This window comes from Polynucleobacter sp. Nonnen-W13 (assembly GCF_018881735.1).
In the GTDB taxonomy this organism is placed as follows: Bacteria; Pseudomonadota; Gammaproteobacteria; order Burkholderiales; family Burkholderiaceae; genus Polynucleobacter.
This window is the reverse complement of record NZ_JACVPU010000001.1, coordinates 412,804-425,761: the sequence shown is the minus strand read 5'-3', so window position 1 is coordinate 425,761 and position 12,958 is coordinate 412,804. Positions and strand designations below refer to the sequence as shown.

The window sequence follows — 12,958 nt, the reverse complement described above, 5'->3', positions numbered from 1 at the left end:
CCCTATTTTTAGTGTAGATAGGGTATATTTAGTGGCAAATATTTCCTTTTGCACCATATATAGTGTTTCTGTCACTTTTTTACGTTTTTACTTTTAAGGCAATTTTTGAAGGCTTTCTTCACGTCCCTTTGTTTACCAGTACTTATTAAGATATGAAGATCTTAGGTTTTGACATCACCAAGCTAAGGCCATCGGCGCAAGGAGCTATCCCCGTATTAGTCTTACTCGTCTTGATTATGATGCTGGTACCTTTGCCAGCAATTCTCTTAGATGTGCTCTTTACTTTTAACATCGCCCTGTCGATCATCGTCCTTTTCACAGCGATCAATATTAAGAGCTTCAAAGACTTTGTTGCCTTTCCAACGGTGCTGCTGCTCACAACATTACTGCGCCTGTCCCTCAACGTAGCATCTACCCGAATTGTGCTGATGGAGGGCTACAAGGGTACTGATGCAGCTGGAAAAGTGATCGAAGCTTTCGGCGTATTTTTAATTGGCGGTAATTTTGCCGTTGGTATTGTGATCTTTATCGTGATCACTATTATTAACTTTGTAGTTATCACCAAGGGTTCTGGTCGAGTAGCTGAAGTTTCTGCCCGCTTTGCCTTAGATTCAATGCCTGGTAAACAAATGGCGATTGATGCCGATCTCAATGCTGGCCTGATTCAACAAGATGAGGCTAAATCACGGCGCGCTGATGTTGCTCAAGAAGCAGACTTTTTTGGCTCCATGGATGGTGCCTCGAAGTTCGTGCGTGGCGATGCTATGGCAGGCATCATGATTTTGGTTATTAACCTCATAGGCGGACTATTAATTGGGGTTTTGCAACACAATATGGACTTTGGTAAAGCCTTAGCCACGTTTGCTGCTCTGACCATTGGCGATGGTCTAGTTGCACAAATCCCAGCGCTCATTATTTCCACTGCCGCTGGTATTTTAGTGACTCGCGTTGCTACAGAAGATGACTTCTCTGGGCAAGTATCTAAGCAATTTGAAGCTAACAGTAGCGCTCTAGGGGTGGTTGCTGGGGTATTGGGAATCCTAGGGGTTCTACCTGGCATGCCGCACTTTATTTTTCTGGGCTTTGCCTCACTCTTTGGGGGCTTGGCTTACTTGGCTCATCAAAAGATTAATCGCGAAGCCAAAGCGGCTGAATTGGCTGCTTCACAGCCAGCCGCCGTCAACCAAGAACTGGAATGGAAAGATGTTCCGATTGTTGAGCCTCTGTCTTTAGAGCTAGCCTACCGGCTCATTCCCCTTGTTGATAAGGGTGATGAAAGTGATTTGATTAAACGGATTCGGGCAATTCGACGCAAGTTTGTCTCTCAGGTGGGGTTTTTAATTCCTTCTGTACATATTCGCGACAACCTGCAACTAAATGCCGAAACCTATCGTATTTTGCTTTACGGTGCTGAAGTAGGTCGGGGTCAATGCTTGCCTGATCGTTTGCTAGCAATTCAGCAAAGCGGTAATGAAACTCTGCCTGGCATTGAGGTTAAAGACCCAACCTTTGGCATGCCTGCAGTTTGGATTGATCGCCAACTGCGCGACGAGGCAATTGCCAAAGGGTATACCGTAGTGGAGCCAGCTGTGGTGATCACTACCCATTTAGACCATTTAATTCATCAGCATGCCGCTGAACTCTTGGGTCGCCAAGAAACACAAGACCTTGTAGACCACTTCAAGATGAGCTATCCCAAGTTAGTAGAAGATGTGATCCCTAAAATTGTGAGCCTTGCCCAATTACAACGTCTCCTGCAACTGTTGCTTGATGAGAGCATTCCAATCAAAGATATGCGCACCATCTTAGAAGTGGCTAGCGAGTATGCAGCTAAACTAGGCGATCCACTAGAAGTATTGCCCCACATACGTTACGCGCTAAGGCGCACCATTGTCCAAGACTCACTTGGTGAAGGTAGCTCATTCCAAGTGCTTGGGATTCAGCCTGAATTTGAACGCTTAATTGAGCAATCCATTGGTCAAGGAGCTATTGCACCAGATGGCCTCATAGAGCCCTCGCTCGCGAGGATGTTCGGGGAAGAGGTAATTAGCGGGATTCAAGAGCTAGAGAGTCAAAATCTTCCGCCGGTCATTGTCAGCGGTACCCGTACCCGCATGACTCTATCCCGCATCGCAAGGCGAGTATGCCCACAAGCCATTGTTTTAGCTTTAAGTGAGCTACCGCCTACGTCTAATCTCGAGTTTTATAAAGTTCTTTGCGCTCAAACAGGCAATAACCCCTAAAATAATTACAGTAATCCTATTTGGAGCAACGCCATGGGCCCCCAAAAATTTACAGCCGCTAATTCGGCAGAAGCCTTAAAGCAGATTCGCAAGCGAATGGGGCCTGATGCTATGGTGATCTCGACTACCGATATTGATCAAGGTGTGGAAATTATTGCCATCAGCTCTGAAGATCTTGCTTCGCTCTCAGACCCCTCAGTAGCTGGTAATCAGGGTGTAAAAAAACCAGGGAGTTACTCACCCAATTACTCATCAGACAGACCGATTGGACGCAGCAACTTAGGCAATAACTCAGGTAGTAACTTTGGCTCTAGCTTTGATCGCGCCATTGCTCCACCCAGCGCTCGTAACCCCTTTAGTGCAGATTTGCCTTTAGGCTCCTTGCGCCGCAATCCCGCTAGAGTTGAACGTTCTGATCGCTCAGAGCGATCAGTCAGGGCACCGGGCTCAGAAACTTTTACCCCTGCATCCTTTAATGGTGTTGAACGCATCCGTCGCGGAGATGCGAATGTCATCAATCCATCGAATAACGATGCCTTCTTTAGTGCTAGTGCAGCCGTCAGCGCGAAAAAGAAACAAGATGCGGTTGCATTTGCAGAAGCAAAAGCAGATGCTAAAGCGGCGCTCAATCCGACCCCGATTGTCAATGAAATCTCCACTGCCAGTGCTGCATCCTCACTGATGGCAAGCATCAGCACTGATGCCAAATCCACTATTAGCCCCCCGCAACTACCTGCGGCGGCAACCGCTCCAAAAGTAGAGCAATTACTAGCTGAAATTAGTGAGGTGAAGTATCTACTGCAATCACATGTGGCTGGCAACTTATGGGGCAACATACAACAAGAAAGCTCCCACGTAACGGAGATTGTGAAGCACCTACTTAATAGTGGCTTTTCTCCTAAATTGTGCGCTCAAATTGCCCGCAATTTACCGGATGATTTCAATACCCAACAACTTATTAAAAATGCGCGTGAGCAAATCAAGTGCTTAATCAAAACTTCTCGGGCGTTTGACCTCTTTGATCGAGGCGGTGTCTTTGCCTTTATTGGTCCGACCGGTGTTGGTAAAACTACCACTGTTGCCAAGATTGCAGCGCGTTGTGTCCTGCGATATGGTCGCAATCAAGTGGCGCTGCTTACTACTGATACCTACCGAATTGGAGCCCAAGAGCAACTCAAGACTTATGCAAAAATTTTAGGCCTGTCTGTCACAGCGCTGCGGGATAGTGAAGATTTAGCAAGCAAAATTAAAGAGTTTTCTAATCGTAAAATTATTTTGTTAGATACCGCTGGCGTGAGTCAGCGGGACACTCTGATGGTTGAGCAATGCCAACTGCTCCAAAATGGATCAGATCGTGCAAAACGGATTTTGGTAATGAGCTCTACTACGGATTTACGCACCCAAGAAGAGGTGATTAATTTGCACAATCAAGCAATGCAAAATAGTCACAACAATAAATTAGACTCTGTCATCATTACTAAAATTGATGAGGCAGCCCACTTAGCGCCAGTCATTGATAGCGTCATTCGTCATGATTTGTCAATTTTGTTTGTTTCAAATGGTCAGCGAGTGCCAGAAGATTTAAGTCTGCCCGATATCAACTATCTAAGTCATCGTGCGATGGCAATGCGTGCTTTTTCTGAAACGTTTTCTATCACTGACGAACAAGTTCCCGCCATTTTGTCTGATCACCTAGGCGACTGGATTCGCAAAGTGAATTCATGAGTACGGTAGTGAGTGGTAACGATCAGGCTGAAGGGCTACGCAATATCTTTGGCGCAGAGCTATGCCGAATTATTTGCATTGCAAGCACTCTAGATGCGGATAGTACAATTCATTTAGGCCATGGCACTGCCCAAAGTCTTAAACAACACAATAACCATGTTTTACTAGTCGATGAAATTCCACTCGCGCAACGTAAAACAATGTCTGGATTTTTATATCCGACACGTTATGATTTAGGTCAAGTCTTTAATAACGCAGTTCCTTTATCGCGCAGTATTCGTCAGATTGATGAATATCTTTGGTATGCCACCAGTACCAAACTACGATCTGAAGTTGAGCATCGCTTTGCAAAATATCCTCAGCTTGATGTGCGACTTATCCAAGAACAAATGGGCATTGACTATGTCATCTTTCCTACGATTGATCCACAAGCGCAAATCGTGGCGTTTTATGGCAGCAATATTCAGCGGATTTTAGTCACAGCAGGTGATCAAGTATCGCTTAGTAAGGCTCTGGTGATGCTACGCCAAATGGCTATTTTCCAGGTGAATGAGCCACTAGCAGTCATTATTGTTGGGGGAGAAGATGAGGCTGCCGGTACCGCTGCATTTGAACGATTACAAAATGCCGCCAGATCTGCTCTGCATGAGGAGATTGAATTTATTGGCTGGATTGCTGCGGTGACGGCTCGGCGGGTTACATTAGATCCGGATGATCAAAGTTGGAATGCGCCTAGCGAAGGCCCTCAAGAAGAATTTGTTTTGCCAATGGGCTTTTTTAAGGCAATTTCTGCGAAAATTAGTAGCTAAGCACTTAGTCATGCACCTTTAACCCCGCCTTTAAGCGATCTGTCATTGAAGCCTTCTAGTTATTTTGCGTCTCTTGATATTGACGAAGCCATTCGCACTCATTTACCCTTGGTAAAGCGGATTGCCCATCAAATTTGTTCTCGCTTACCGCCTAATGTTGAGGTAGATGATCTCATTCAGGAAGGGTTAACGGGTTTATTAGATGCTCTCAAGCGCTATGAACCCCAACCCAATTTAGCATTTGAAGCCTATGCTAAAACCCGCATACGGGGCGCTATTTATGACTCCTGCCGCAAAAATGATATTTTGCCGCGCAATCAGCGCGATGAACTAGTTGGAATCGAAAAAGTAACGCGCCGTTTAGAGCAGACCTTAGGGCGCCACCCATCGGAAAAAGAAATTGCCCAAGGCGCTGATTTGAGTATTGAGTCATACCACGCCATCATCACTAATATGGTGCATTTAATGCCGTTGGATGATTTATCGGATGATCTCATGCCTTCGGATACCGATGAATCTGACCCGATGCGCTCTGTAGCAATGAGTCAATTTGCAGAACGGATAGCCCAAATTTTGTCAGGTCTACCCGATAATGAAAAATTAGTGATGGCCCTACACTATCAAGAAGATCTATCTTATCGAGAAATTGCCCTGGTTATGAATATTACCCCTGGGCGCATTAGCCAGATTCATACGCAAGGTATGATCCGCATTCGGGCAAAACTAAAGTCTTAGTTCTTAAAAGCTTTTTGCGCTAGACTTTGCGGGACAGCACTCCGCCTACCGATCCTGGCACTCCCCCATCACTTCCGTAAGTTGCGCTTGGTGCTTGCTGAGCAATAAAAGACTGCATAGCAGAGCTACGTTGCATGGCCAAGCGAATCAAATCCCCATTGATTTGGTGGTTGACTGAGGCTTCATCGAGTAGCACTAATAATTGCTTCATTTTTTCCGGCTCAAATTGGTGAATATCTTGCTTGAGCTTCTCGGTACCGCCTGGATAACTCTGTATAGCATCCAAAGCGGCACTGGTATTTTCCAGTGATGCTGGCAGTCGATCCATATCATTCGCCTCCAAAGCAGCACGCAAACCATCAATAGCACTTGCAACGCCCTTTAAGAACGACAATAGGTCATCAAAAGACATTGATGGCTGAACTTTTACCATCTTTAACTTGGATTTTTCTGTTTTTAGTAATTCGAGCTCAGAATGTGAGCAAGATAAAACGAAATCAATAGAATCGAGTGGATCTAACGGTAGAACTTAGCTTTGGGGGCGATTTGGTTTTTGCCCAATTGCTGCGACTACGTCTTTTAACATTGCCTGAGAGATTTGGGTGTAATCAATCTCAAATTGACCGCTGGCTACTTTATCACGTAGTTTTTTAATAAGCAGGTCATCGCTAACCTGATTAGCAGCGCTAGTGCTACTTTGCGCCTCAGCCAACTTGGCAGTTAGTCCAATATCTAGGTTAACCGCAGGGCGACTTACTGCTGATGCAGGGGTTTGATTTAATGCTGTATTAGTCGTACTGGCAGTCGAGTTTGAACCTGGTACAGCTTTAGCTGTTCCAACATTTGGCGGAATTAATGGTGCATTCTCGTTAATTTTCATCTCATTCTCCTCAGCACTGCCTATTAAAACATAACAACCATAGCCTAATGTTACTGCATATTAGCGATTTATTCCATATTTACGCCAATAATTCCCGGCCTCAATACCTTGCCTTGTAAAACCTGTCCGTCCGATAAGCGTACTCTAACCATATCCCCAATCATCCCAGGGGTTTGAGCAATACCCTCGCCAGAAACCTGAAAATCTTTACCTGTTAATTGAATCCTAACAGGATCTCCTACCTTTATTACGGCAGATTCTTTTAAATCGTTTAGCCCAATTGGCATACCCATTTGCAAAGATTTACCTAAAATCCGCTCATAAGCTGCCCTAGGGTTTCGCAGAACATCATCCGGCAGAACGGTTAAGTCACCCTCCAATACACGAATATCCCCAATTTCGAGCTTTTGGCCAAACGGGAGGTATCGGCTGGCTACAACATAGTCTCCATAAGCATGGATATTTACTGGGACATTGATTAACCAAGCGGCTTTAGTACAACGCAATTGGATCATGGACCTACCCCATAAACGCGCGCCTGCAGGAGTCAAAATCTCAATACTGCCGCCCAAGCAGGGTGGAATAGTCAAATTTGGTTCTAGCCACTCTGTCTCCACCCGCAAACCGTTGACAGTGGGGCTTTTTTGAATAAATCGCTTGATAGCCTGTTCAATATCAGGAGGTAAAGCAGCATGAAGTCCTAATGACAGCGTACTAAATATCAACCCTATCAAAAAACGATTACAAAGCGGCATTATTTGGTAAACCGATCCAAGGCTACCCAAGGGTAAACATTATTCATGCCATCTAAGGCCATGCCAGCCAGCCAATAAGGGCGCTCTACTAATTTAGGGATATTGAGGTGGATATTCATATTCTGAACTCCTAAAAATTCATGAGCATAAATAGAATAATGCTGATTGCCCACCAGCAGATTAATTATCCTGGCAGGATGCAAAATCTCGCCCAATGCATCGATCTTACTATCCACCGGTTTATTGAGAGCCTCTTCCCCTAAATATTGAATTGCGGAAATGGCATAGTTTTGCCCGTGACGTCCAAAAAAGACCATTGACATTCTTAATAAACTTGATGGACATGATAAACGGACTCCTTCATGATGTATTTCAAGTGACCCCCCAATTTCGGCCATCATCTTGCCCGCTGCCAAGAGATGTTCAGCCGATAAGGCTATGTGGTCTAAGTCAATAAAAATCATCAGATCTTGCTGAACCGCAAAAATACTAGGGCAAGGTGGCAAGATGCTAATGATCGTGACCAGTTGCTGAACAATCTCAGGATCAGCATATACTTCATCAATCAAAAGCTCATCTGTCAAATTCTCAAATACATGACGCAATGATTGTTGGCCAGACTTAGTAAGCTCATCCTGCTCACGCCCAAGCAAGAAATCAAGCTCTACAGCATTCCAGTTGTCAGTCTTCGTGACTAAACTTCGTGCTATTTGCATACGATTGAGGTTATGAGTACGATCCAAGGAAAAATGCTTGTCTAAATAACGCTGACTTCCTGAATAATCTAATGAATTTTCACGCTCTAGAGGACGAGTCAAACCCTCGGGAAAAGAAAATGCTCTAGGCTCAGGAGGAGTGAAAACTACCGGAGACTCTTCATGTAGGCGCGGTGCAAATAAAGCACTCAATTCCGTAATAGAAGGCTCTGGCAAAAACTCAGGCTCAGCTGAAGCAGCAGGCATCTCAATCATTGGCGCTCTCACAAATTCTTGCAAGTCCTCTTTGGCACTGATAGCCTCCATCTTTGCGTGAGCAATCACAGATGCTGTCTCAGCAGACGGATCTGGAGACAACACAGCATCAGGATTTTTGGAGACTGGCAAACCATTTTGAATTTGCGACAAGTTGCTAGCGAATAAGGCTTTTGCTTGATTTAATTGCTCTAAAGTACAAGATACTTCACTCGTTACCGATGGATGCGTAAATGCAACTTCTGACCTGACTAGACTGATTAGATCATCCAATACCAAAAAGGCTTGCGCATCATTTTTCTTAAAACACTGTGCTAACTCGCTAGTCATCTCACTTAAAGCATCTAATCCAGCACCATCTAGAGCATTAGCTAAATCAATACTATGCATGATCAAGGGCTCAATCGATACCACTGATACCGAACCTTTTTTGGGGGCAGCAGACTGCAGACCCTCAATAGCGCGATCAATATCAATTAAAAACAGGGGTTTTTCTTCGGCCATATTTGCATTACGCCTTATAAAAAATCAATTGCATTAGACCCTTGCTTCTCGTTTTAATTCAGTAAAAGCTTTATTTAATCCATCAAACTCACCTTGCCATAACTGTAGATCACGCATTACCTGTTTAGCATCCATACTTAAGAGCTCAATGGCCTCTAAAGAAATCAGTGGCGCTTGCTCGTCTATGGGGGATGCTTGCTCTAATGCAGTAGCTAAGGTCGAACGCATTTTCGATACGGTAGCCTCCACTCTCTCGACCAATAAATTTAGCTGTTCTGTTTCCACGGCAAGCTGTTTACTAGAATGGTTATCCAAGATGGCTAAGTAAAGACGGACACCCTGTTGCTTTAAAGCAGAAAAGGCGTCTTGTAATTGATCTAAAGGCCCACCTCTGCTCACACCCATCTCTTGGCTATATGGTGAGTTACTACTTTTATCAGATGCATTTGTACGAATCTGGCCGCTCTTCTCATGCAGTGTGTCAATCGAATGTCGTAATTTGATATTGAGTTGAGCAAGTACTTTAAAGTGCGTATCAATTTTATTAATTTTATTTTTTAGTTCATCACTTAATTCAGAGATGACATTCATCACCGTCTTCACATTGAGTTGATCTGTCGACTGATCAGAATCACTGATTTGCGAATTAGCTTTGGATATTTTATTGCTTGGCGTACTTGCAAAACCTAAGTCAATTGAACTTAATAATTTACCAGCAGCCTTAGTCTGCTTAGATGCCCGCTGCAAATCTTGCGCATTACGTGCGGTATTCACAAGCACCATATAAGCACCCAGCATGATTCCAAAAGCCGAAATGGCTGAAACTAAAATTAATCCTAGAAATCCACCGGCACCCTTAAAGTCAAAATACTGAATCGATTGGGATTTTTTTTGCGCTGCAAGACGCAAAGAACTATAGTCGTTGGCGAAATCCTTGACTGCCCGCATATTTAAAACATAGACATTAAGTACCGCTGCACTTTCTTGCGGTAACTTTGAATACCAAGGACTTTGCGGTACCTTCGGCGCTACATCTGTAGGTTTAAGGTTTGACTTACCAGCTGTTTTTTTACCGATATCAATTTCCAGAATCACCTTTTGCTCAAGAACTGCGGCAAGTGCTTTTTGAAGATCTGATGTTGTCGTAGTATCAGTGATATTTTTTTGCCAAGCATTATGTGCTTTGACAAAATTACCTATACTTTCCGCATATTTTTTTACAGCAGATTCAGAGGGTAATTTATCTAACTCTAGCGGTCCTTTAGAGCCAATTAATACCTCACCTGACCTTGCTAAGACAGCCAAATCATTTAAGCCCTTTTCTTGTGCAAGTATTACTCCAATTGACTGCTCAGTATCTTTAGCGCTTAGTAGCACCTCAAGCGGAGTGGAAGGTTTTGGATTTTTCTTGAGCTTTTCAGCTGACTCTGTCTGCTCAGATCCCTCCTCGTCATTTTTTTTATCAGACTTCACGGCATATTTCTCCGGCTTACCGAAAACGACTGACATTAGTTTAGAGTCCATCCTTTGAAAGAGAGCGACGATCGGATTATCAGATAGAGGCAACAAAGGAATAGACGATTCCGCTTCTTTAGTTGTGCTAGGTTTTTTGATGGCTGGATCTGCCACTCCTCCACTTAAAGACTTCAATGCACTAGGTTCACTAATCCCCTTGCTCGATACTGTAGATACTGAATTAGGACTTAACTCAGATTGGCTCTTCAAGTCTGCAGTCGCTGATTTTAAGAAGACCTCGGCTTTTTTTAAGTTCGCAAAAAAAGCGGGTTCAAGGGCGATAGGGCCATTTGTTTGTTGCTGCAACTCTTTTAAAAAAGGAATCAAACGCAAAACTTCTACTTGCTCACCATCAATCGATTGCAAATACTTGCCCTCAGATACCCAAGAACGCGCAGAGAAAAAAGCGCCGATACTAGCAGCCAGCACAAGAGCAAACGAGATGTACGATACCCATTGCCAAAAAAGAATTGGGCGCTGGGAAAAGATATGGCTATTATTTTTCTTATTCATGTAAATGATCTCGACTAGCGATTAAGTGACTGATCTGCATATCGGTCTTAAGAGACCCCTACCAAATGATAATCAGCGCCGTTGTGATAAAAGAATGAAGAATCAGGTATCGTCTCAGCGTAAAAAGGTCCAACAATATTATTGACCCTAAAACCCAAACCTTCTTGAGGGCCATTTCTCAGCACAATGACCCAAGGTGCACTAGACTGCTTTAGGACCTGCTGCCAATCTACAAAACTATCTCCACGCTGATCAAAGCGCAGTAATTGAAAATGATTACGTAAACAAATGGGTTCGCCCTTATAGACTACGACACCATTAATACGCAAATCTTTCATCATCTGCTCGGACTCAGGATGCAAAAAAACAGCCTGTATTAATTTCGTCGAAATTGCATAACGACCACCATTAATCCGCATTCCTAGCCAGTAATCTTGCATTTGTAATGTTGTCATGACTTTTTTCCTGATTCACGACGTTGATACCAAAATATGGCAAGTGCCACAGCGAAGATGAGCACACTGCACACAAATCCAACAAATGCATCTCCGATCCCCGTCATATAAGAGACATTTTTAGCTTCAATCTTACGTCTCTGGGAAAAGTAAATATCAATGTTTTCTGTAACCTTTTTACCATGCCAAACAACTACATCTTTGGTTTGTATTCTGACTGGGTTTACACCGGCTGGATCAATCACGTTTTTTGCAATAGCATTAAGGCGTCTAGCAATTTGCATCAGATCATTAGATACTTCGGCCCGCCAATCTACCGGGATCGTTGACAATACATCCCGACGATATAGCTCTGCAAGTCGCTTGGTCTCAACTTCTGTCAGGTAGATAACATCACCAGGAAGGGTAAATTTAATCCCACAATTACTTCCCGTGATTGTCGACCTATCTGCCATGCGCATTACAACTGTCAAACTATCTTTTTTATTTCTCAATAATTTAACGTTTACATCCGCGGAAGTTTTTTCGTTCAATGCAAGATAAAAACCTAAAGCAGATTCAATCTTTGTTGCATTAACAGATAAGATTAAATCGCCCGGTTTTATGCCTGCTGCCTCAGCAGGTGAGCCAAGTTCAATTGACTCTACAGTGGGTAATTCAAGTGCAAGCAATGATGCAGAACGTTTGTTTTCAAATTCAGAAAAAAATTGAAAAGCACGATTCACCGCCTCATCTGTATTTACTGGAATAATTGCACCATCGACTAATTTTGGAATATCGCTAGGCTTTAAGCGGCGCTGATTTTTATTGAGGCGAACATCAATTTTTTGAGTTGCAACAAAATCCTCTATTACTGGCATCGCAACTTTAAGCTGCTTTAACTCAGAAGAAGATTCTGATAAATCATTTGCAGCCCCAAGTAGCACCAATAAAGAGACCGCAAACAGGAATCCAGAAAAGGTTAAAAACCAAAAATAGATATTTTTTTGTGAGTAGAAAGTCATTTTTTCAGTCACAATGATCATTCACCTTTGCGCGGCTTAGTATTAACTTTACTCGCAACAAGCTTATCGCTAGCGTTATTTAAAATAAAACGCTTTTTTAACATCTCTACTTCACGATGCTCAGCCATTAACTGAACCTCAGTCTTGCGCTTATCCATCAATAGGCGGCAACTAGCAAGATCATCTATCCACTCACCGGATTTCATTTCAATTATGGCTGTTTCCAAAATCTCTCTGCCAGTTAATTCATTGGCCTTAATACGCACTACGAATAAGCGAGTGCCATCAACATCTCGTAAAGTCAACTCAACAAAATAGGTTCTCGCAAAGCGATGATTGATAGCGCTAAGCGCATAGGGATAATTCTGTAAAGTGAATTGAATAACAGTGCCATCATCTAATGGCATCGGCTCTACCTTAAGCTCTGTAATACCTGCTTTGGCATGCCATTCCAAATCTGTTTGTTGAGCTTCTACGTTTTTTCGAGGAAAAGCTCTGGTCTCAAAATAAATCTGATAGAGAGTTTCTGGAAGATGTCGCTCAAATGCAAGGTTTTTTAAGACATCAGCTGTTGAAGTAATACGTAATCGCTCTGCCATTAAATCCAACTTCATATTGGCGATCTTTTGGTTGATAACCTCTTCAAGCTGGTTTGTCTTATTTAAGCTTGTCACCATAATAGGTTCAACTGGAACAGAATGGCCGGTATTTTTTACCTCATCAACCACTTTGCTGTAAAAATCACGAATAAAAAAATACATCAGTGGAATAAGCATGATCACACTGAGGATCATGATCAATTTTCCACTTGTAAGATTAGTAAACAAGCTCATGACTTTAGCTTCATAA

12 protein-coding genes are annotated in these 12,958 nt (G+C 43.2%); 4 read left to right on the top strand and 8 right to left on the bottom strand.

Annotation, left to right across the window (positions count from 1 at the left end):
- Positions 1 to 152: 152 nt before the first annotated feature.
- From flhA to ICN27_RS02270, 4 genes are read left to right on the top strand one after another with little or no spacing between them, the layout of a single operon-like run.
- Positions 153 to 2,243 (top strand): flagellar biosynthesis protein FlhA, encoded by a 2,091-nt coding sequence (gene flhA, locus ICN27_RS02285; RefSeq protein ID WP_216268824.1) that lies wholly within the window; start codon positions 153 to 155, stop codon positions 2,241 to 2,243.
- A gap of 33 nt (positions 2,244 to 2,276) precedes the next feature.
- On the top strand, positions 2,277 to 3,968 hold the full coding sequence (gene flhF, locus ICN27_RS02280; protein WP_216268823.1) for a flagellar biosynthesis protein FlhF: 1,692 nt from the start codon (positions 2,277 to 2,279) through the stop codon (positions 3,966 to 3,968).
- The gene (locus tag ICN27_RS02275) at positions 3,965 to 4,777 is read left to right on the top strand and encodes a hypothetical protein (protein ID WP_216268822.1); all 813 of its coding nucleotides are present in this window, start codon (positions 3,965 to 3,967) and stop codon (positions 4,775 to 4,777) included. Before flhF ends, ICN27_RS02275 begins: the two co-directional genes overlap by 4 nt.
- A gap of 45 nt (positions 4,778 to 4,822) precedes the next feature.
- Positions 4,823 to 5,512 carry a FliA/WhiG family RNA polymerase sigma factor gene (locus ICN27_RS02270; protein ID WP_215355921.1) on the top strand — a complete coding sequence of 230 codons (690 nt, stop codon included), beginning with the start codon at positions 4,823 to 4,825 and terminating at the stop codon, positions 5,510 to 5,512.
- Positions 5,513 to 5,531: 19 nt separating this feature from the next.
- On the opposite strand, the gene ICN27_RS02265 is transcribed toward ICN27_RS02270, so the two are convergent.
- From ICN27_RS02265 to ICN27_RS02230, 8 genes are all read right to left on the bottom strand, one after another.
- Complete coding sequence (locus tag ICN27_RS02265; protein WP_216268821.1) at positions 5,532 to 5,945, bottom strand: hypothetical protein; 414 nt, start codon at positions 5,943 to 5,945, stop codon at positions 5,532 to 5,534.
- Between the two features lie 96 nt (positions 5,946 to 6,041).
- Positions 6,042 to 6,392: a flagellar biosynthesis anti-sigma factor FlgM gene (locus ICN27_RS02260; protein ID WP_216268820.1), complete on the bottom strand. Its 351-nt coding sequence runs from the start codon at positions 6,390 to 6,392 to the stop codon at positions 6,042 to 6,044.
- Positions 6,393 to 6,460: 68 nt separating this feature from the next.
- Positions 6,461 to 7,147 carry a flagellar basal body P-ring formation chaperone FlgA gene (gene flgA / locus ICN27_RS02255; RefSeq protein WP_255534942.1) on the bottom strand — a complete coding sequence of 229 codons (687 nt, stop codon included), beginning with the start codon at positions 7,145 to 7,147 and terminating at the stop codon, positions 6,461 to 6,463.
- A complete protein-coding gene (locus ICN27_RS02250) occupies positions 7,147 to 8,622 on the bottom strand; it encodes a hypothetical protein (RefSeq protein ID WP_216268818.1) in 1,476 nt (491 codons plus the stop codon). The genes flgA and ICN27_RS02250 overlap by 1 nt, the downstream gene beginning before the upstream one ends.
- Positions 8,623 to 8,655: 33 nt before the next feature.
- Positions 8,656 to 10,650, bottom strand: a complete 1,995-nt coding sequence (locus ICN27_RS02245) for a hypothetical protein (RefSeq protein ID WP_216268817.1) — start codon at positions 10,648 to 10,650, stop codon at positions 8,656 to 8,658.
- Positions 10,651 to 10,697: 47 nt separating this feature from the next.
- Positions 10,698 to 11,105 (bottom strand): hypothetical protein, encoded by a 408-nt coding sequence (locus ICN27_RS02240; protein WP_216268816.1) that lies wholly within the window; start codon positions 11,103 to 11,105, stop codon positions 10,698 to 10,700.
- The gene (locus ICN27_RS02235; RefSeq protein ID WP_216268815.1) at positions 11,102 to 12,121 is read right to left on the bottom strand and encodes a PDZ domain-containing protein; all 1,020 of its coding nucleotides are present in this window, start codon (positions 12,119 to 12,121) and stop codon (positions 11,102 to 11,104) included. The genes ICN27_RS02240 and ICN27_RS02235 overlap by 4 nt, the downstream gene beginning before the upstream one ends.
- Positions 12,122 to 12,126: 5 nt before the next feature.
- The gene (locus tag ICN27_RS02230; RefSeq protein WP_216268814.1) at positions 12,127 to 12,903 is read right to left on the bottom strand and encodes a hypothetical protein; all 777 of its coding nucleotides are present in this window, start codon (positions 12,901 to 12,903) and stop codon (positions 12,127 to 12,129) included.
- Positions 12,904 to 12,958: the final 55 nt, after the last annotated feature.